Annotated in this window: 15 protein-coding genes; 8 read left to right on the top strand and 7 right to left on the bottom strand. The window is 68.6% G+C overall.

Translation table 11 applies throughout. The annotated features are described in order from the left end of the window. Nucleotides 1–918: 918 nt before the first annotated feature. Complete coding sequence (gene mobF / locus H291_RS0118855; RefSeq protein ID WP_020016572.1) at nt 919–6270, bottom strand: MobF family relaxase; 5352 nt, start codon at nt 6268–6270, stop codon at nt 919–921. Nucleotides 6271–6834: 564 nt separating this feature from the next. Here mobF and H291_RS0118850 point away from each other — a divergent pair. The 8 genes from H291_RS0118850 to fxlM all read left to right on the top strand — a co-directional run bounded on the left by H291_RS0118850 (nt 6835) and on the right by fxlM (nt 12411). Then, nucleotides 6835–7029, top strand: a complete 195-nt coding sequence (locus H291_RS0118850) for a hypothetical protein (protein ID WP_020016571.1) — start codon at nt 6835–6837, stop codon at nt 7027–7029. Further along, nucleotides 7010–7537: a DUF6879 family protein gene (locus H291_RS0118845; protein WP_020016570.1), complete on the top strand. Its 528-nt coding sequence runs from the start codon at nt 7010–7012 to the stop codon at nt 7535–7537. Before H291_RS0118850 ends, H291_RS0118845 begins: the two co-directional genes overlap by 20 nt. Continuing rightward, nucleotides 7516–8367 carry a helix-turn-helix domain-containing protein gene (locus H291_RS0118840; RefSeq protein WP_332257017.1) on the top strand — a complete coding sequence of 284 codons (852 nt, stop codon included), beginning with the start codon at nt 7516–7518 and terminating at the stop codon, nt 8365–8367. The genes H291_RS0118845 and H291_RS0118840 overlap by 22 nt, the downstream gene beginning before the upstream one ends. A 58-nt stretch (nt 8368–8425) precedes the next feature. Next, nucleotides 8426–9574, top strand: coding sequence for an HAD family hydrolase (locus H291_RS33435; protein WP_084468220.1), 1149 nt, complete (start codon nt 8426–8428; stop codon nt 9572–9574). 62 nt (nt 9575–9636) lie between these two features. Continuing rightward, a complete protein-coding gene (locus tag H291_RS33850; protein ID WP_157237145.1) occupies nt 9637–9843 on the top strand; it encodes a hypothetical protein in 207 nt (68 codons plus the stop codon). Continuing rightward, on the top strand, nt 9843–10355 hold the full coding sequence (locus tag H291_RS32745) for a hypothetical protein (protein WP_157237144.1): 513 nt from the start codon (nt 9843–9845) through the stop codon (nt 10353–10355). Before H291_RS33850 ends, H291_RS32745 begins: the two co-directional genes overlap by 1 nt. Continuing rightward, nucleotides 10327–11004 (top strand): GNAT family N-acetyltransferase, encoded by a 678-nt coding sequence (locus tag H291_RS0118820; protein ID WP_020016565.1) that lies wholly within the window; start codon nt 10327–10329, stop codon nt 11002–11004. The genes H291_RS32745 and H291_RS0118820 overlap by 29 nt, the downstream gene beginning before the upstream one ends. Before the next feature lie 156 nt (nt 11005–11160). Further along, nucleotides 11161–12411: a methyltransferase, FxLD system gene (fxlM, locus tag H291_RS30775; protein ID WP_084468218.1), complete on the top strand. Its 1251-nt coding sequence runs from the start codon at nt 11161–11163 to the stop codon at nt 12409–12411. A gap of 1178 nt (nt 12412–13589) precedes the next feature. On the opposite strand, the gene H291_RS34810 is transcribed toward fxlM, so the two are convergent. From H291_RS34810 to H291_RS0118785, 6 genes are all read right to left on the bottom strand, one after another. Beyond that, on the bottom strand, nt 13590–13841 hold the full coding sequence (locus tag H291_RS34810; protein WP_157237143.1) for a helix-turn-helix domain-containing protein: 252 nt from the start codon (nt 13839–13841) through the stop codon (nt 13590–13592). An 86-nt stretch (nt 13842–13927) separates the two neighbouring features. After that, nucleotides 13928–15205 (bottom strand): site-specific integrase, encoded by a 1278-nt coding sequence (locus tag H291_RS0118805; RefSeq protein WP_084468216.1) that lies wholly within the window; start codon nt 15203–15205, stop codon nt 13928–13930. Between the two features lie 245 nt (nt 15206–15450). Beyond that, a complete protein-coding gene (ychF, locus tag H291_RS0118800; protein WP_020016561.1) occupies nt 15451–16536 on the bottom strand; it encodes a redox-regulated ATPase YchF in 1086 nt (361 codons plus the stop codon). Between the two features lie 11 nt (nt 16537–16547). Continuing rightward, nucleotides 16548–17324 carry a DinB family protein gene (locus H291_RS0118795; RefSeq protein WP_020016560.1) on the bottom strand — a complete coding sequence of 259 codons (777 nt, stop codon included), beginning with the start codon at nt 17322–17324 and terminating at the stop codon, nt 16548–16550. Nucleotides 17325–17363: 39 nt separating this feature from the next. Then, on the bottom strand, nt 17364–18977 hold the full coding sequence (locus H291_RS0118790) for a hypothetical protein (RefSeq protein ID WP_020016559.1): 1614 nt from the start codon (nt 18975–18977) through the stop codon (nt 17364–17366). After that, the gene (locus tag H291_RS0118785) at nt 18959–19789 is read right to left on the bottom strand and encodes an ABC transporter ATP-binding protein (RefSeq protein WP_020016558.1); all 831 of its coding nucleotides are present in this window, start codon (nt 19787–19789) and stop codon (nt 18959–18961) included. Before H291_RS0118785 ends, H291_RS0118790 begins: the two co-directional genes overlap by 19 nt. Nucleotides 19790–19903: the final 114 nt, after the last annotated feature.

The following is a 19903-nucleotide window of genomic DNA, read 5'->3' as shown; positions in this document are numbered from 1 at the left end:
ACCAAGTCCGGCTCGAGCAGCGGTTGGGAGAGGCGAAAGCGCGAGGGGAGTCAGCTGCATGGCACGACACAGCAGCCGATCCGCAGCGTCGAGCATCGACGCTATTCCAGTCAGTGTGCTGCTCAATACTCTGCTGCGTTGCTCGATATCGTTCAGCAAGGTCTCGATTCGGTAGGCAAGCACGGATGGGTCGTGCTGCCAGAAGTTCCAGCCCGCAGGCACAGGCGCCCATCCCCGCGGTACTTTCCACCCCTGCGGCGGCGACCATCCTTTCGGAACTGCGGGCCATAGCGGTGGGGGCGTCCAAACGATAGGAATCGCGTCTAGATCGGCCACGTGCCACGCACCGGGCTCCGACTCGCGGAATCGTATGTCCACGACCTGCGCGAGCTCCTCAACGCGCGCCAGCTCCGACGTCAAGTTGCCCCCATCAGCCGCAACGTCCCACAACCGCCCTGCTGGGTAACCCCAACCCGCACCTGGTTCCCACAGAGGTGGCGGAAACCAACCGTTCGGAGGGGACGGCCATGTCGGGTCTGGGACGAATCTGAGACGCTCCCCGAAAATTGTCGGACGATCCAACGCGACTCGCGGATCCCGCTCTACACCGTCCTCCCACGCAGCGCCATTCCACCACCGCCAAACTCTGGGATCTCCCTCGACGGATAACCATCCCGGTGGATTCGCCACATGCCCTCCTGCGTCTCCCGATCGGACCTCAATCCTGGCAGGAGAGTCCCATCGATAGGAGTGGAATACGCACTTATCCAGGGTGAAGACGCGCTAGCCAAGGCCCATCCGACCTCCCGCTCGGATCGTCCGGCCGTCAACCAGTGCGCCAAGCTCAGATCAATCACAACTGCCGGCCTGTTGCCGATGACGCCCACGCATGGAGTCACCCGCGGTGTGAACCGTTCGTCACCAGCCGAGGCCGCTGGAATGATCGCGATCCGGCTCGGGCCGGTCGTGGCCGGCACGCTCGTCGGCCTTCGACCGCACACGTTTGGCATGGACTCGGGCCTCGGACAGCACGACCGGGACGCGATCCATGGGCCGTGGGACAGGCCGGGATGCGGCTGGCGTCCAACGAGCCTCCCCGGTGTCAATAGTGATGCTCTCCAGCGCTCGAGCAGCGACCACGTACGCGTCGCCGCGTTCACCTTCTTGCCCACCAGGGCCCAGGGGCTCGATCGGATCGGTGACCTGGTAGCGGTCTCGGTAGGCGAGCACCTGCCGCATCCCCGCGAACCAGGTTTGCCGCGCTGGGCCATCCGCCGGTGGCGGTGTGATTCTCTCCATCCACAGCTCCGGGTTCGACGTTGCGTCCTCGACCAGGGCGTCCAAACGCGCAGCGATCAGGTCGGCATGCCGGGTTAGCCAGGCTTGCACCAGTGGATCGGTCACTGGCCGGTCCAGCGGGCCCGGTACCGCGCCGGTCTCGTCCGTGCGTTCGATGCTGGTGGCCGCGTCGGTCCGAGCCTGGTTGGTGATGCGGTCGGCGAGGTGGTCGGTCATGACCTTGCGCACCGCACCGACGTCGAGCTGGTGGTGGTTCTGGGCGCCGGGCGTGTGGCCGATGGTCTGGGCGACGTGCTCGATCAGGTGCCACCACTGGTCCAGCTCGACCCGGTCGTAGAGGTGGTCGACCAGGGCCCGCAGCTGCGGGATCTGGCGTTCGAAATGGTCCAGGTCCCAGATGGTCTGCAGGTTGGGTGCCATCGCGAACCACGTCAGCGGGATCGGCTCGGTCAGGGCAGCTGCGAGGGCTTCGGGGTCGTCCATGGCTGTCTGAGCGGGGTCGGTCGCCAGGTCGAGCGCCCGGGCCTGGGCGGCCTCGTCGGGAGTGAGCAGGGACCAGACCCGGGCAGCGGCGGTGCGGCCTGCGGTGTCGGGGTCCAGGGCGACGATCAGGTCACTCAAGTCCCTGCCGGACGCATCCCGCAGCGCCTGCAGGTGCTGGGCCGTCACGCCGGTGCCGCCAGCGGCGACCGGCACGATCTGGACCCCGGTCTGCTCCGCGAGACGAGCAGCAGCCAGGTGCAGAGCGGCGTGGTCGGTCGGCCCCTCTACCAGGACCGCGCGTCCCCCCGCAGCCAGCCGTGTGATGGCGTCGGGGTTCAGGCCGTAGACGAGCTCACCCTTGCGGTACGCCGCCGTCTCGGGGCTGTTCAGATACTTCGGCGCACGCCCATCACCTGTGTCTGCCTCAGCGGGGTTGATGCGCCCGGTGACGCCGACGACGGCCCCGGCCTGGTTCCGGTAGGGGAACACGATCCGGTTGCGGAACTTGTCGATGACCCACCCAACCCGGGTCCTGGTCGCGACTCCGGCGGTGACGAGCTGGTCGGGCGTGTACCCCAGGGTCTGGAGGTGGTCGGTCAGCGCGGTCCACCTGCCGGGGGCGACGCCCCACTCGGCGTCGGTCAGGCCTCGGCTGGTCATGTACCGGGTCGCCCAGGACTGGGTGGGCTTCTGCCGAGTCCACCAGGCCCAGGCATGCCCAGTGAGCTCGACGATCAGGTCTCGCCCCTCCCCGACGTCGCCGGCGAGCTCCTGAGCGTCACCACCCCTGGCCGGCTCGTGCCCCACAGCCGCAGGGACATCCGATCCAGCCATAGCCTCGGGGCCTAGTGCTTGCGGTGCCCCAGCCTTGTGCTGCGACGTGACCCCGGCCGGCCCATCGAACGTGTCGACGTCGATGGCTGTCCCGTAGGTCGCGCCGTCAGTCCAGAGCAGCTTGTCCGTGGTGTCGGGCGCGGTTGTGACCCAGGCAGGAAGCCCCCGAACGTCCACATCGCGGGGCCGGGGCAGGCCGATGCGGTGATGCAGGACCTTCGCGACCGACCGCGCGTCCCCGAACCCAATCCCCGCCGCGCGCCGAACCACCGTGGCGGGGTCCGTGCCGGCAGCCTCGTGCATAGACAACCGCTTGGCCAACACCAGCCACACCTCGTCCGCGAGCACCAGGTTCGCCATCCGCTCAGGCATCACCGACCGGACAGCCTCGGCCAGACGACCGATCCGGTCCGGCTCGAGGAAGGCGAAGTAGGCGTCCTCGTACTCCGGGACCAGCTTGGCCAGGGAGTGCGCATAGTCCCACGCCTCCTCGATCACAGTCGACGCGGACTGCTCTTCGCCGTCCCGGTCCAGCACGTTCTTGAGCGCGTTCAGCACGGCGCGTTCCGGGTCGGGCTGGCGGTGCGGATCCAGGTCCAGGACGTCGTCGGTCTCGACGTACACCCGGTTCGAGAGCGCGCCGCGGGTGATCGCGGTGTACAGCTCGTTGCGAGTCATGCCGACCCCGACCATCGCGTGGGAGGTGTCGACCGTCATGCCCTGGACCCGGTGGATCGTCGCCGCGTACCCGAGCTCGACATGGTCCGCGACGTAGTCCGCCGGCAGGACGACCGTCGCCGCGGTCTCCAGGTGCCGGGCCTGCAGGGCACCGTCGCTGCCGCGGGCGGTCACCCGCCAGAGGTCGCCGTTCTTGACCCAGTCCCGGCCCCAGTCGATGTGCCCGTCGTCGTGCTTGGCATTCAGGTGACGGTTGTTCAGCCGGGTCACGATCACGTCCCCGACCCCGGCCCGGTTCTCGTCATGCAGCATGACGCCGTCGTCCTCGACTTCGCCGCGGGTCACGCGGTGCAGGCGGGCGCGGGCGGACAGCTCGGTGACGAGTGTGTTGGTCGCGGCGATCATGATCGTCTTGCGCCCGTGGTCGGAGTCGGTCTGCCAGTTGGCGAACATCTCCTCCGCCATCGCCGCCGCGCTCCCGCCCTGGGTGCGCTTGTGAGTCACGTAGAAGTCGAGACCACGGTGGTCACCGTCGCGGAGCTGGAGGGAAGCGTCGGCTTCTCTGTCCGTGCGGAAGCGGTGGATCTGCGTCAGCTCGACGGCACTTGCCTGCTGCGCGATCAGCCGCAGCGCGCCGCTGGCGGCAACGGCGCCGAGCTGGGCCGGGTCACCGAGCAGCCGGAAGCTGCCCCCGGCCTGCTGGGTGATAGCTAGAACCTCGGCCAGGGCGAGCGTGCCGGCAAGACTTGCCTCATCGACCAGCACCACCGTCCCCGCCTCCACCGCGAGACGTTCACGCAGTCGTTGCCCGCCCTTGCCGCGGCTGGCCAGGATGAACATGTCCAGGGTCTCGGCCGTGATCCCGTCACCCAGGTCGGCACCCAGGACCTCGGCGGCTGCGGCCGACGGCGCCAGGGCGATCAGCTTGCCCCCCGAGTCCTGGACCGCCGCCGCGAAGGCCCGCATGGCGGTGGTCTTGCCGGTCCCGGCCGGGCCGATCCCCGCGGCCAGCACCGTGCTGGTCGCGAAGTGAGCAACCAGGTCCCGCTGCCCGCTGTGCAGGGCATGGCCCTTGTCGGTCCGGAGCTGCTCGATCGCTGCGTCCACCGCGTCCGGGTCGATGACCAGGCCACCGGGGATACGGGCGGCGGTCAAGAGCTGATCCTCGGCCTCCAGGACCGCGAGGGAGGTGTACTTGGTGGAGCCGTGCACGAAGTAGACCGACTCGCCGTCCTTGCGGCGCATCAGGTCCGGCGGCTCATTCAGATCCGGGGGCGTGATCACGAGACTGCCGGCTTCCGCATGCCCAGCGATCGTCGCAGCCAGGGCGAGCAGGTCAGTCCCCGCAGGGGCGTGCTCCCGGGCCAGACGAGTTCCCTCGGCCTGCAGGTGATAGGTCGTCCACGTCGCCCGCTTGCCCGCCACGTTCGTCAGGCAGGCGTCGACCAGATCGCCCTGGGCCAGGACCTGCGCCGCAAGGTCAGCCAGCACAGCATGGCGGCTGGCCGGTGTCTTCCACCGCAGCGGTCGGAAGACCTGCGCCCTCGGCCACGCCACCGCAAGACGCCCGACCGCCTCAGCCACGTCTGCACCTGCCCACCGGGCCACCCCTCGACCGGCGAGGTCCTGGGCGACCGCGGGCCATAAGTCCTTCAGCTCGTCGACCGTCACCTGTCCGGTGTCCAGGCGAGGGTTCAGTGCACGCGCGAGCATCCCCGCCACGACGTCCGGGCCGCCCAAGACCTCGGCTGCTATCTGTGCCCACTGGGGTAGCCGGTGCCGTAGCCCAACCGGGGTCCCTTTGCCCTGCCGGGTGTCGAGGTTGGCTTGCTGCGTCAGCCCGTACGCGGTCTTTGTCGCCGGCTCATGCCCGTACTTCGCGCGATACTCCGCCCGGAGATTCTCGTAGGACTCCACGATCACCGCGCGCCGTCGCGAGAACGCGTCCCGAAGCTGCTTGGGGATGCCGACGACCTCCCGCACACCCTGCTTGCCCCGACCCCGGGACTCGGTATGGAACGCCACCCCGAGGTCCTCAACCAGGAGCTGCTCGATACGGGTGTTGTACCGCTCCGACGCAGCCGCACCCAGCGAATACAGCACCCGGCCATCCAGCGCCCGCCAGATCCCATCGACCCCCAGCACCTTCGTGGAGACCGCGACATGCGTGTGCAGGTTCGGGTCCCCTGCCCTCGAGTCGAGGTGGTCGAACGCGACCGCGGTCAGGCCGTGGGTGTCGATCTGCCGCACACCACCCGCACCACCCCGGGTCAACGCAGCCTCGGACTCGATCCACGCGAGCGTGTCCTGCCAGGCCTGGGTGTGCGCCTTGGTGATCGCCTCCCGGGTCGCCGCATCGCTGAGCCCCCACAGCACACTGATCGACTTCGACGGCGTGAACACCAGGTCGTATCCCGCGACGGCCTTGCGGGGCTGCTGACCCCGCTTGGCCATCCACCGCGTCACATCAGCGTCCGAGACCTCGCCGGGACGGCCCTTGTCGATGTGCTCCTGCTGCGCCAGGTTCCGTGCGACGTTCCACCGGATCAGGTCCCGCTCGACCCCCGCCTCCGGCGGACGATCATTCTCGCGGGCGAACCGCGCAAACGCTGCCTCCAACGCGGCCGTGTAGCCGTCGTCGGCCTTGGCTTTGAACTCCGGGAACGCCCGCCCCAACGCACCCACCCGGACCGCGTCCCGCTTCGACAAGCCGCGCGCCCGGGCTTCGACCTCCAGGCGGTCGGCGTCGGGGTGGCGGCCCTGACCGAACAGGGACTTCATCTGCTTCTCCAGCACCTGCCCCGACACACCGAGCTGGTCCAGACCGGTACCGACCCACCGGCCAGGCGGGTTGCCGTGCTGCATGTAGTAATCCGTCAACGACACCCCACGACCCCGCGGCACGTCCCCGGACGCAACCTGCTGGGTCAGATACGTGTACCCGCTGCCGGCACTCAGCGCGTGGACCGTCATCATGTCCCCCCACCCCCCTCTCCTGGGCTCCTCTGGCTGTTCCGGGTCGCCCTCGGCGACCCCCGCTCACGGCTTGTGCAAGAGGTGTGTGGCCTTCGTCGTGGCGGTCCGCGGGACCCGCAGTCCTGCTGCTCGCCTGCCCGCGTCACACAGCCGCGTGCGTCGCATCCCGTCGCCAGTCGCGCGTGTCCGTCACCGCCTGCTCGTATGCCGCCGTCGCTGTTCGTCACCTGTGTCGCTGCCGCTGTGGGCGCGGCGGCGGGGTCCCCGCACCGAGAGGGCTGGACCTCCCCGGGCATGCGAAAGAGGCCGCCATTCCCCGGTACGGGGATGGCGGCCTCTGGGACCTGGTGCTACGCGGCGAGGACTACCGGCCTCAAGCAGGTCGCTCGGCTCACGGCTCACCCGACGGCTTCGGGCATGGGAATGGCCTGCCTACCCCTGGAATCGTGAGAACTTCCGACCCACGGCCGCGCTTTCCCGTTGTGGAAACTCGATCCCCTTGCCCAGCCGCCACACACACCGAAGAATCGAACGCGACAGCAGGCCAGCCAAGGGGGAACCGCCATGAAGGTGACAACGCTCGCGAGCACGTGCGACAAGAACGACTGCCCGACGATCTACGAGACTGACCGAGGCACAATCCTGGTGCAGGGTGAGACCCCGACCGATCATGGCCTGACGATCCCCGCGCACGAGACCCTGGTGGAGATCCCCCTGGACCTGGTCCGGAAGGCGTTCGGTGACCGGCTTGGCGCCTAAGACCCTGGGAGACCTGTTCGACCAGTTTCAGCGCGAAGCCTTCCGGCTGGAGACTCTCGACGACTACAGCCGGTCGGGCAACGTCGACGCCTACCAGCTGTTCCTCGACGGCCAGGACAAGCCCGCCGACTACAACCTGGACTGGCTCGACGAGGTGCGCACCCACACCGGCGCGGGACGACGCATGTACCGCGTCCATGTGCTTCGCCGGCCCCTGACGCCCTACCTGCGCTTCGAACTTGGCTGGGGCTATGCCACCAACGCCACGGCGGGCGAAGAGTTCTTCATCCTCGACGTGACCGAGCAGCCCACACCGCTACCTGACCACGTCGGGGACTTCTGGCTCTTCGACTCGACCACGCCGGCCCGGTTCAACTACAGCGAGGGCAAGTTCACCGGGGCCGATGTTCTGCCAGATGACCGCGGCCCGGAGTATGTCGGCTACCGGGAGACGGCTTTGGCTCACGCGGTGCCGTTCGCAGACTGGTGGGCGAAGTACGGCGAGTGAACCGTTCCGAGCTGGGCGCAGCGCTGCGGGCTCTACGGCAGGCCTCTGGTACAGAGGCCAAGACCGTGGCCCGCAGTTCTGTCATGTCCGCGAGCAAGCTGAGCAAGATCGAGACGGGCAAGCTCTCCCCCAGCGCGGACGACGTCGACCGGATCCTGACCTCCATCGGTGTTTCCGACGCGGTCAAGGCCGAGTACATGGAGGCCGCTCGTGCGGTGGCCACCGAGGCAACGGCTTGGCGCCTGATCCAGCGTGCCGGTCTGCACGAAGCGCAGAAGCAGCTGCAGGCCGTCGAGGCCGACATGGATCTGCTGCGGGTGTTCCAGCCCGCGCTCGTGCCAGGTCTGCTACAGACGCCGGAGTACATGCGGGCGATCCTGTCTCGGCACGACGACCTCACCGACGAGACAGTGCGGCGCACCATGAGCGCACGGCTCGAGCGCCAGGAAGTCCTCTACAACGAGGACAAGACGCTGCGCTTCGTCATCACCGAACCGGTCCTGCGGTGGTTAATCGTTCCGACGCCGGTCATGGCCGGACAGCTGGACCGGCTGATTTCTCTGACCCGGCTGCCAAACATCGACCTGCGGGTCGTGCCGCTGGCTGGCGCTCAGCGGGACATCCCCAACCACGCCTTCGTGGTCCGCGACGACCGCTCCGTGAGCGTCGAGACCGTGCACGCGAAGGTCGTGGTGACCGACCCCCGAGACGTCGCCCTCTACGTCGCAAAGTTCGATGGGTTCGCCGAGCACGCCCTGTCTGGCGAGGCCTTGAAGCCATTTCTCGAGGACATTCGAGACGACCTTGTGCGGCAACGGGAAAGCCGCTAGTACCGACCTGAAAACGGCCTCAGGATCTTTCCAGAGCAAACGCACCTGGGAGGTCCGAATGGAAACACCACCGGCAAGAACTGCAACGCATCTGATCGCGCTCGACATCGACGGCACGCTGATCGGCCGGGACGACAAGGTGCCGTCCGAGACGGTCCAGGCGTTGGAGCTGGTACGCGCCAGCGGACATCACGTTGTGCTGGCGACCGGAAGGTCGCTCGTCGGTCTGCTCGCTGCTGCCCGGAGGTTGGGCCTCACAGAGGGCTGGGCGGTCTGTTCCAACGGAGCTCTGACGGTGCGTCTAGACCGAAGAGCATCGTCGGGATACGACGTGGTGGAAGCCCGCACCTTCAGCTTGGGATCAGTCATCCGCCAGGCGAACCGCCTGTTGCCTGGCATAGATGTCGCAGTCGAGGAGGTTGGCTGGGGCTGGCGGGTAAACCACGAGTTCGGACCTGGACTGCTCAACGGACCACAGAAACTGACGCCGCTCGAAGATCTCCTGGCAGGGCAGGCTTCGCGGGTTGCGCTCCACGCCAACCAGGCCACGGACCACGAAGATGCGCTCCGTCACCTCGGGCTAACCGTGACACCAGCGGGCCACAGCTGGCTCGATGTCACGGCGCCCGGAACAAGCAAAGCCACAGCGCTGGAACAGATCCGCTACCTGCTCGGAGTCGCACCCGAGCACACCGTTGCAGTCGGCGACGGCGTCAACGACATCGCCATGCTGGGCTGGGCGGCCCGCGGCGTCGCCATGGGACACGCACCAGAGTCCGTGCGCGAAGCGGCCAGAGAGACCACCGGGGCCATCGCCGCGAACGGCGCAGTCCCGATCCTCCTGTCGCTGGTCCCAGCGCTGGCGCGCCGGCCTGGCTTGTCACCGCTGGGCGCACAGCTCGCCGCGGCCGTCCACGCCGCCGCAGAACGTGAGCCGGGCCCCCTCGTGGTCCGGGTCTGGCACGGTTCCAGTCCCGACCTCGCCGGATGTGAGGTCCACACGCTCCGTGAAGGCCGATGGGTTCGGCAGGCACCGGTCCCTGCTGGCAGAGCCTCCACCATGCGCGACGTCGAGCGCGCCGCTCGCGAAGCCGGTCTCACCTATCCCCGTGGCGAGGAGGGACGACGACGTGCCCACTGGCGCACGACCGCACCCGTGCCTCGGTCCGGGCCGGCCGAATTCGAACTCCCACTGACCTACGCCTGACCAGTCCTCTCGATCAGAGAAGCCAGGCCGTCAGCGTGTTGCACACTGCCAACAGTCCGGGGATGATCGCCATGCACAAGGAAGTCCGTAAAGCAGTCGACGAGGCACGACGAGCCGGCTTCACCGTGCGCGAGCTGAGCGGCCACACCTGGGGTCATATCGAATGCTCGTGCGGAGCACACGTCAAGGTGTTCTCCACCGGCCGCAACCCCGAGAACGGCGCGCGGCTGATCCGCAAGTTCGTCGAACAGCACAGGAAGCACGTGTGATGACCGAATTCGAGTTCTCTCTAGTTCTGGAACGCGATCCGGACGACGTCCAGACCGAGGCCATCGCGGCCAACGTGCCGTCCGTGACGGGCCTGGAAGGCGGCGGACCGGTCTCGCTGGCGCACGTGGTCATCGATGCGGCGGACTTCGCGACTGCAGTCACCTCGGCCGTGCAGCAGATCGAAGCATTCGGCGTGCTCGTCGTGGGACTGCAGACCGACGACCTGATCTCGATCAAGGAGATCGCCACCCGCACAGGACGCAGCCGCGAGTCTGCGCGCCTGCTGGCGACCGGGAAGCGCGGCCCAGGAGGATTCCCCTCCCCCGTCTCCCCTGAGCCATGGAGCCTGTACTCCTGGACCGAGGTTGGAGGTTGGTTCTTCGAACACTTCCCGGAGCAGGACTTCGACTTGGACCGGCAGGCCACCGCAGCCGATCACTTCCTGCGTGGAAGGCACATCACACGGGCGGAGCCCAACGCGGATGCCTGGGCCCAACTCCTGTCCATCTGAACGCGACGAGGCCGAGCACGGACCAACCGACTTCCTGGAGCCCACCATCGAGACGATCACCCCCGACCTGTGGCTAACCCACGACGACGTCGGCCTCGGCCCGCTCCGCGCCGACCTCGTCGAGACCTACTGGCGCTGGGAGAACTCGCTACCGGTGATGGCCGGCTACGCCCGCCAGACCCCGGAATCCCTCACCGAACGCACCGCCGGCCTCGACGCCCAGCTCGAAGGCAGCGCCGACCAAACCCGGTTCACCATCTACCGCCACCACGACGACACCTGGGCGCCGGTCGGGATGACGTCCCTGCTCATCGACGACCGCTACCGCACCGCCGAGTTCTTCATCTACATCGGCCAACCCGACCACCGCGGGCACGGCACCGGCACCACAGCGACCACGATGGCCCTGGACTGGGCCTTCCACGTCACCGCGCTGCGCTGCGTCTACCTCGAAGTACTCGCGAACAACACCGCTGCCGTCCGCGCCTACGAGAAGGCCGGCTTCCGCACCGTCGGCACCCGACGCCGTACCGGCTCCTGGCTCGGCCAGCCCGCCGACGAAGTCATCATGGACGCCATCCCGGAGGAGTACAGCGGGCCACGACTCGTCGAAGCCGCCGTCCTCGGTACCCAGCGACCCCACCTATGACGGGTGCTTCTCGGGCCGCTCTGAGCGCATGAACCGAGAGCTGTTGGACGGCCGCTCAGCCTGCCTACGTACCGAGATCGCACTCGACGGAGCATCGTCGGTCCGCCAGCTGTTCGGAATCGATCAACCGAAGCAGTCAACTTACAGGGGGAGTGCATGACACAGACCGATGCGCAGACCGGAATCGAGACCGACCCGACGTCGAGTCCCGAAGACTTGCGTGAGCGGATGATCGCGGAGCTGATCGAGTCGGGAGTGCTCTCGGACCCGCGGATCGAGGCAGCGTTCCGTGCAGTACCACGCGAGGTATTCGCACCCGCCGGCACTCCGGCCGAGATGTCGTATGCGACCGACGACGCCCTGCGGACGCGGTTCGCCGACGACGGCAAGGCCCTGTCCTCGCTGTCCGCACCAACGATGCATGCGGGCAACCTGGCACAGGCCCAGATCGAGGACGGCCAGCGCGTGCTGGAGATCGGGTCCGGCGGCCCGAACGCGGCAATGCTCGCCCACCTCGTCGGTCCCACCGGCCAGGTCGTGAGCGTCGACATCGACGAAGGGGTCACTGCCCGCACACGCACCGGACTCCCACAGCTCGGCCTGGGCGACCGTGTCGAGGTCGTCACCGCCGACGCGGCCGAACCGCTCGGCCATGGTGTGTTCGACCGGATCATGGTCACCGTCTCGCCCTGGTCTCTGCCCGAGACGTGGGTCGAGCAGCTCGCACCCGACGGGATCCTGGTCGTCCCCTTCCAGGTCGCCCCGGGGCTCCAGCGCATCATCGGCTTCCGCAAGAAAGACGGGCGGCTCGTCTCGGAGTCGACCGTGCCGGGCGGATTCGTGCCGCTGCAGGGTGCGGGGCTGTTCAACCCCGCGACCGCCGAGCTGACGGGCCCGTCAGGCAAGCCGGTCACGTTCAGGTTCCCCGGCACCAAGGTCCCCGAGTCGTTCGCCGTGTCGGACGAGGTCCTGGCGACTGGCGCGGTGGAGGCCTGGTCCGGGGTGATCTACAAGAACCGCACCATCTGGCTCGACCTGCTCACCTACCTCCTTATCCAGCCGGACGCGTGCGCGATGGAGGCCGACGACGCGACCGACCGCGGCTCCGACATGTCGTTCTACCCAGCACTGGTCGATGGGGCATCGTTCGCGGCGCTGCATCGCCGTCCGGCCTCGGAGACCACGCTCGAGGTCGGAGCGATCGGCAAAGGCCCCGACGCGGCCCGCCTCACCAGGCGGCTCGCGGACCAGATCGCCCACCACGGAGCCCACCACCGGGGCACCGAACCGCTCTTCCAGTGGTGGCCGATCGGTACCGAGCGAAACCACGTCGCGCCCTCGGTGACGGTCCTGTCGCGCCCGCACGGCACGCTAACCATCAGCTGGCCTGTGGCGGGACGTGATTGATCTAGGTGCCCTGAGACAGGGCGATCAGCACGAGTTCGCCCTCGTGATTCCGTGACGGGCCCCGCGCAAGTCGCGACGATGTTGCGATGGACTCCACCGCAGCCTCGGTTGCCACCGCCACGCCGCGCGACGTAGACGGGCCAGACACCTTCGACGACGCACTGAAGTTGTTCGGACTGAACGATGCATGGTTGCGTGGCTGGATCGTCGGGACTCTCGATTCGCTGTACGGCCGTGCCAGCTGGCAAAGCCCTGTGTTCTGGATCCCCCCATACAAGGGCTACGTCGCAGTGGGACGTCCGCGAGTTCGCACGGCGTACGTCCGCCGAGACAGCATCCAATACCCGGCTGGAGATGACTGGCCCATCATCCGATACCCACGTCGGTGAGCTACCTATCCGACCAGCGCACCTTTCGATAGGCCTAGATGCCGCGGTCCTGGAGCTTGAGGGTCGCCGCGAATTGGTGCGCGCAGCTGACCTGCACTGATACGTGCGCACACCTTGGTGTGCGGGCATCTTGGTGTGCGCAGAGCGCGCGCTCGTTCGTCATCCTCGACGCATGAATGTGTATCCGCGTGCAGACAGCATGCTGGGGGCCGACGGCTGGAGTCCGCTGGCCAAGCTGCGGGGTCATGCCCACGATTTGGGGGACATGCGTTCACCCTGCTCGCCGCCATGTCCCCCATCAGGAACGCACCCGTTATGGCCGCATGGGGGACGTGAACGAGTACCTCGACAGGTACAGGTGGCGTGCACAATCGCGATCATGGGGCAGGCAGACGCAGATGCAAGGGGCCTAACTCGGACATGCGCGGTGGTGGCAAATTGCCACCACCGCGCGACCTGCCCGTTCGCTCCGACGTGCTGCGCGGTCATAGCTGGGCTGTCGCCAGCCTCCGGGCTAATCCGGACATCCACGGTGGTGCCAATTTGGCACCACCGCGTGACCTGGGGTTCCACCGAATCACCGACGCGCCACTGGCCCGCCCGATACCTGGAGAACAAACCGGACAACAATGGTTCTGCCAAATTGGCAGAACCATACGACCTGGGCAGATGCCCCAGGCCCCTTCGTCCTCGACCGACCGCCGAGAAACAAACCGGACAAGTACGGTCCCGCCAATTTGGCGGGACCGTACGACCTGCTCAAACGCTCCAGCGCCAATCCCGCACACATCAGTGCGCCGAGTGGATCCTCACCACCAGCGCCGCCCGGAGCTCGTCCAGGTCCACACGGATCAGCGAGCCGATCCGATAGCCGGTCACCGTTCCGTCGGCGATCCGACGGCGGATCGTCTTGACGGACACGCCGAACACTTCAGCGGCGTCACGGAGCGAGACAAGCCGTGTTGCGCTCGTCCCAACCTGTCGCAGCGCCGGCTGAACCGAAGCCGTGCTGCTTTCTCGCGCTGGACGATGCGTTGCCATATCGAACCTCCCGTGTGCGGCGAACCCTCTGACCTCACAGGTGTGCACCGTGCTCCGCGCGCCCGCTCTGGCCCGGTGCGCCACACTCAGCCCGAAGCCTGTGTCCCGGTCTTGGTGTCGGCTTGCGGGGTCCGTAGTGCCCGGCGTTCGGCCAGATCGTCCTTGAACGCGGCCCCGAGCTTCTCGGCAATCGTGTGCCGCCGTTCCTCGTCCCCGAGGTGCTGGTAGTGCAGCACGACGGTCGAGTTGCTGTGCCCGGCAATCGCCATCAGCTCTGCCAGTGTCGCGCCGGAGCGAGCGGCCCACGTCAGCGCAGTGTGCCGCAGGTCGTGGAAGTGCAGCTCGTCCAGCCCGACGGCATTCCGGACGACGGTCCACTTGCGCTGGATGATCTGGCGGTGCATCACTCCCCCGCGCGCCGCCCGGAACACGATGCCGTCCGCTCCTGGTTCGGAGAACTTCTCCAGGTGCTCCCGGAGCATGGGGACCACGAAGGACGGGATCGCGATCTCTCGGTAGGACGCATCCGTCTTCGGCTCACCGATCTCCGTGAACTTGCCTCGCTCCCGATGATCGGCCGCCGTGCCGCGCACGGTGACCGTTGCACGCGACGGGTCATCAAGGTCCAGGTGCCGGCGCTTGAGCGCACGCAGCTCCCCGTTGCGCAGACCCGTGGTCACGGCCAGCGGCACGATGGCCTGGAGGTAGTCCGGCATCAGCTCCGTCATCCGCCACATCTGGTCGGTCGTGACGACGATCGGTTCGTGCACGGCTTTGTACCGCAGCGCACCCTTGACCTTCGCCGGCGAGGCATTCAGCAGCTCGTGGTCCACGGCGTCGTTCAGGATCGACGAGAGCACCTGATAGGCGGAGAAGGCGGCGCCGCGTCCGTCGGACTTCTCCTTGCCGTGCCACTTCCTGCCGCGCGCTTCCTCGGCCAGCACAACGCGCAGCTTCGTGTACCAGGTGGCCACGTCCAGGCGGGTGAGGTCCTTCAACGGGATGTCACCCAGCACGGGAAGAATCCGCTTCTCCAGCGCTGTCTTGTACCGGTACAAGGTGCCCGGTCGCAGGGTCTTGCCCTCGATCGACCGGTACGCCCACTCGCGGAGCGTCACCGACCGCTGCTCGGCCAGGCGCGCCTCCAGCTCGCGCACCTTCGGGGGCTTCCACTCGCCTCGGTCGATCAGGATGCGCTCGGCATTGAGCCACGACTCGGCGGCCATCTTGTCGCCGAACGTCCTGGGATGCCGCTCCAGGTCCGGGCCGGTATAGCGCGCACGCCAGCCGGTCACCTTGCCGGTCGTGGCGCTCCTGCGCTTCTCCAGCTCTCCAAAGACTCGCTTGCCGGGTGTGGCTGCCATGGGTGGTCCTCTCCACCCGTCAGGTGTCCCACCCGCTCCCTGTGGGGGAACGGCACACCTGGCACACCCTCAAACGTGAGCACTCACCTGCGGAAACACCCCGGATCCCATGGGGGAACCATGGGGGAATGGGTGGCCCCTGAAGGCCATTTCTGTCCACCACTGTCCCGAGGGCTCAGAGGCGTTACCGCAGGTCAACCGGCATTTGGCCTGGTCAGGAGACCAGGCCAAAACCCGGGTGATGCTCAGACGTTGAAGCGGAACTCCACCACGTCGCCGTCCTGCATCACGTAGTCCTTGCCCTCGATGCGGGCCTTGCCCGCCGCCTTCGCCGCGGCCACGGAGCCGGTCTCGACCAGGTCGTCGAACGAGATGACCTCGGCCTTGATGAAGCCGCGCTCGAAGTCGGTGTGGATCACGCCGGCGGCCTGCGGGGCCGTCCAGCCCCGGTGGATGGTCCAGGCGCGCGACTCCTTGGGGCCGGCGGTGAGGTAGGTCTGCAGGCCGAGGGTGTCGAAGCCGACACGCGCGAGCTGGTCCAGGCCGGACTCCTCCTGGCCGGTCTCCGCCAGCATCTCGGCGGCCTCGTCGGGCTCCAGCTCGACGAGCTCGGACTCGAACTTGGCGTCCAGGAAGATCGCCTGCGCGGGCGCGACGACCTTGCGCAGCGCCTCCTGCGAGGCGGTGTCGGCCAGGCCGGCGTCGTCGGTGTTGAAGACGTAGATGAACGGCTTGGCCGTCATGAGCTGCAGGCTGGCGATCTCGGCGAGGTCCAGGCCGGCGTCCGCGGCGCCCTGGTACAGGGTCACACCGCTGTCGAGGATCTCCTGCGCCTTCTTGGCGGCCGCGTACAGGACGGGGTCGCCACGCTTGATCTTGACCTCCTTCTCCATCCTCGGCAGTGCCTTCTCGAGGGTCTGGAGGTCGGCCAGGATGAGCTCGGTGGAGATGGTCTCGATGTCGCCGGGGGCGTCGAGCGAGCCGTCGACCCGCACCACGTCGGGGTCGTCGAAGGCGCGCGTGACCTGGCAGATCGCGTCGGCCTCGCGGATGTTCGCGAGGAACTTGTTGCCCAGGCCCTCGCCCTCGGACGCGCCCTTGACGATGCCGGCGATGTCCACGAACGAGACCGTGGCCGGCAGGGTGCGCTGGCTCTCGAAGATCTCGGCCAGCTTGTCGAGCCGCTCGTCGGGCAGCGAGACCACACCCACGTTGGGCTCGATCGTGGCGAACGGGTAGTTCGCCGCGAGCACCTGGTTGCGGGTCAGAGCGTTGAAGAGGGTGGACTTGCCGACGTTGGGCAGGCCGACGATGCCGATAGTGAGAGCCACGTCGCGCAAGTTTACGTGGACGCGGCGGCGCCCGCGTCGATCAGGTCCAGGTCCCTGGTCGCGAACCGGTGGTGCTCCCACTCCTCGGAGAGCACCACCCCCACGCACTGGGCCGCGATGAACGCCTCGGACTGGTCCATCCAGGGCGGCGGCTCGGCCGGGCTCCCGGCCTGCTCGGGCGTGACGGTGGCCAGGTACTCCCGCACCTCGCGCAACCGCCCGCGGCGGACCTCGAGCACCTCGTCGTACGACGGCGCCGCGGCGAGCTCGATCCCGAGCGCCGGTGCTCCGCCGTCGAACGCGGTGTGCGGCACGCCGGCGGGCCAGAAGACGTCGTCGCGCCGGCCCTGCGCACCCCAGCGCAGCCAGCCGTCGGTACAGAACACCAGGTGGCGCAGGGTCCGGGCGAACGACCACTCGTCGTCGACCGAGACGTCCACCGTGCCCGGCGGCATCGACGCCACCCGCTCGACGGTGCCCTCCCACATGGCCTCGAAAGCGTCCAGCGCCGTGCGGAGGCCACCGATCGACCGGTCCTGGAGCAGCGCGCGCTCCGGGTACCGCCGGTTCAGCTCGGCCTCGACCAGCGGCTCCACATCGACGCCGTTGACGCGCAGACCGTAGATGTAGCCGTCGATGTCGGCACCGGCCAGCTCCACCCCGCGCATCCGCACACCGTTCAGGACGACCTCGCGGAACGAGGCGCCGGTCATGTCGGCGTCGTGGACCTGGGCCCCGCGGAGGTTCGCGGGGCCCATCCGGTCGACGCGCCCTGTGACGTGGTTCATGCGGGCGACGCTACGCCGAGCCACTGACACCCGGCCGGCCTACGGGAACGACTGCACCTGCTGGAGCAGCTCGGGCAGCCGCCGGTCGAACAGGCGGGCGCCGAACCGGACCGCGAGGACCAGGATCAGCGCGCCGTACAGGACGCCGACCACGAGGGTGGCCGTGCCCCACAGAACCCCGCCCAGGATCAGGGCCGCGATGCCCACGCCCAGCACCGGCACCGACAGCCCCGCCGTGATGAGGAAGCCGATGCCCTGCGAGACCATCGTGGCCATCGCCGCGCCCTGCGGGGACTTGAGCGGGCTCTCCCCCGGCTTGGCCACCGGGTAGACGAGCCGGGCCGAGGCCGCGCTCGACACCCCCGTGCTTACAAGCAGGAACCCGAACGCGAGCCCGAGCAGCGGGAGCGCGAGGTGCCAGGAGTCGGCCACCCACACCGACGCGATGACCGTGGCGGCGCTGACCAGCGGACCCACCGTGAGCATCGGGATGGCCCGGCCCCAGCGGTCCGCCTTGCCGTCGACGCCGGACGCGACATGCAGGGCGAACGCCGTGTTGTCGTAGGCGATGTCGTTGGAGATGCTGAAGCCGAGGATCCAGGCCACGAACGGGCCCGTGGCCAGGAGCAGGAAGTAGTTGCCGGTGCTCTGGCTGGAGAAGTACATGATCACGGGCAGCAGCGGCACGATGGCGAGCGAGCCGGAGTAGCGCGGGTCCCGCAGCCAGTAGGTCGCGGTCCGGGCGGCCACGGCCCAGGTGGGCGAGAACGGCACACGGCCGAACGCTCCCAGCCCCTTGGCCCGGCCACCGCCGCTGTCCCCGACGGGCGGGCGCTCCAGTGCACGGGCCAGCGCGCGGTCCCAGACCAGCCAAGCCAGCGCGATGGTGCCCAGCGCGACGGCGAGCCGGCCGACCAGGCCGGCCCAGTCGCCGTCGTGCGCGGTGCTCGCGAGCGCCCAGGCCGCGCCGAACGGCGTCCAGCCCACGAGGCCGGCCGCCTGCTCGAAGACGGGCAGGAGCTGCATGCCGGTGCTCTCGCCGGGGTTGGCCTCGATCGAGACCTCGACGCCGTTGGCGAGCCAGCCGATCAGCGGGCCGATCGACACCACCAGCACCAGCGCGACGAGCGTGACGACCTCGCGGTAGCGCCGGGACTCCAGCACGGGCGCGAGCAGCGTGGTGATCGCGCGGGACCCGACCACGCAGGTCGCGACCCCGAGCGCCGCGCCGACGAGCGCCACCAGGAGCGTGCCCGGCTCCAGCACCCAGGCGAAGGACGTGCCGAGGGCGGTCAGGACGGTCGCGATGCCGGGCACCGAGACCAGGCCGGCCACGGCGAGCCCGGCCACGAGGGTGCGGCGGGGGATGGCGAAGGTCGAGAAGCGGTGCGGGTCGAGGGTGGCGTCGACACCGAAGGCGAAGATCGGGATGAGCCACCACCCGAGGACGGTGAGCGCTCCGCCGAGCGTGATCGCCAGGCCCGCCCAGGCCGGGTCCTCGAACACGCCGAGCCCCACCACGGCGACGACCAGCAGGCCGACGATGCTCAGGGCGTACACGGCGGCGACGATCATGCCGATCGTCTGCCACACGCTCTTGCGGAACGTGTTGCCCATCAGCGTCAGCTTGAGGGTCAGGAACCGCGCAACCATGAGAGCCCTTCCGCGTGCTGGCGGCCGCCGACGAGGTCGACGAACCGGTCCTCCAGGCTCTGCTCGCCGCGCACCTCGTCGACCGTGCCCGCGGCCAGCACCTTGCCGCCCGCCAGGACCGCGACGTGGTCGCACATGCGCTGCACGAGGTCCATGACGTGGCTGGAGACGATCACCGTGCCTCCGCCGGCCACGTAGTCCTTGAGGATGTCGCGGATGTTGGCTGCGCTGACCGGGTCGACGGCCTCGAACGGCTCGTCCAGGACCAGGGTGCGGGGCGCGTGGATCATGGCGCTGCCCAGCGCGATCTTCTTGGTCATGCCCGCGGAGTAGTCGACGACGAACGTGTCGGCGTCGGCGCTCAGGTCGAGCGCCTGGAGCAGGTCGCCCGTGCGCTCGACGACCGTGTCCTTGTCCATCCCGCGCAGCATCCCCGCGTACGTGAGGAGCTGGCGCCCGGTCAGGCGGTCGAACAGGCGCACGCCGTCGGGCAGCACGCCGAGCGTGGCCTTGGCCTCGTCCGGACGCGCCCAGAGGTCCACGCCGTGGACCCAGGCCGTGCCGAAGTCGGGCCGCAGCAGGCCGGTGGCCATCGACAGCATGGTGGTCTTGCCCGCGCCGTTGGGGCCGACCAGGCCGTAGAACGAGCCGGCGGGCACGTCCAGGCTGACGCCGGAGACGGCGATCTTCTGCCCGAACCGCTTCCACAGGCCGCGCACGCTGAGCGCCGCCGAGGGGTCGTACGGGGGCGGCTCCGGGGCGCCCTGCGGGCCCGCGCTCCCCGGCGGGCTGGAGTCGACTGGGGTCGTCATGGCACCCAACCTAACCGGGAGGTCCGACACACCGGATCCGACGCGAGGATGAGTGCGGGTGATAGCCGGTCCGTCTCGCGACGGACGACGCCTCGGCGGGCACCACCAGGGACG

Source organism: Promicromonospora sukumoe 327MFSha3.1 (assembly GCF_000385135.1).
Taxonomy (GTDB): domain Bacteria; phylum Actinomycetota; class Actinomycetes; order Actinomycetales; family Cellulomonadaceae; genus Promicromonospora; species Promicromonospora sukumoe_B.
The sequence above is the reverse complement of the archived record's forward strand: the minus strand, read 5'-3'. Positions and strand labels throughout refer to the sequence as shown.

What these genes read in the sequence shown, in the direction of transcription:
- mobF (WP_020016572.1), bottom strand. Translation starts at nt 6,270, where the DNA reads ATGATGACGGTCCACGCGCTGAGTGCCGGCAGCGGGTACACGTATCTG.
- H291_RS0118850 (WP_020016571.1), top strand. Translation starts at nt 6,835, where the DNA reads ATGAAGGTGACAACGCTCGCGAGCACGTGCGACAAGAACGACTGCCCG.
- H291_RS33435 (WP_084468220.1), top strand. Translation starts at nt 8,426, where the DNA reads ATGGAAACACCACCGGCAAGAACTGCAACGCATCTGATCGCGCTCGAC.
- H291_RS33850 (WP_157237145.1), top strand. Translation starts at nt 9,637, where the DNA reads ATGATCGCCATGCACAAGGAAGTCCGTAAAGCAGTCGACGAGGCACGA.
- H291_RS32745 (WP_157237144.1), top strand. Translation starts at nt 9,843, where the DNA reads ATGACCGAATTCGAGTTCTCTCTAGTTCTGGAACGCGATCCGGACGAC.
- H291_RS0118820 (WP_020016565.1), top strand. Translation starts at nt 10,327, where the DNA reads ATGCCTGGGCCCAACTCCTGTCCATCTGAACGCGACGAGGCCGAGCAC.
- fxlM (WP_084468218.1), top strand. Translation starts at nt 11,161, where the DNA reads ATGACACAGACCGATGCGCAGACCGGAATCGAGACCGACCCGACGTCG.
- H291_RS34810 (WP_157237143.1), bottom strand. Translation starts at nt 13,841, where the DNA reads ATGGCAACGCATCGTCCAGCGCGAGAAAGCAGCACGGCTTCGGTTCAG.
- H291_RS0118805 (WP_084468216.1), bottom strand. Translation starts at nt 15,205, where the DNA reads ATGGCAGCCACACCCGGCAAGCGAGTCTTTGGAGAGCTGGAGAAGCGC.
- H291_RS0118795 (WP_020016560.1), bottom strand. Translation starts at nt 17,324, where the DNA reads ATGAACCACGTCACAGGGCGCGTCGACCGGATGGGCCCCGCGAACCTC.
- H291_RS0118790 (WP_020016559.1), bottom strand. Translation starts at nt 18,977, where the DNA reads ATGGTTGCGCGGTTCCTGACCCTCAAGCTGACGCTGATGGGCAACACG.
- H291_RS0118785 (WP_020016558.1), bottom strand. Translation starts at nt 19,789, where the DNA reads ATGACGACCCCAGTCGACTCCAGCCCGCCGGGGAGCGCGGGCCCGCAG.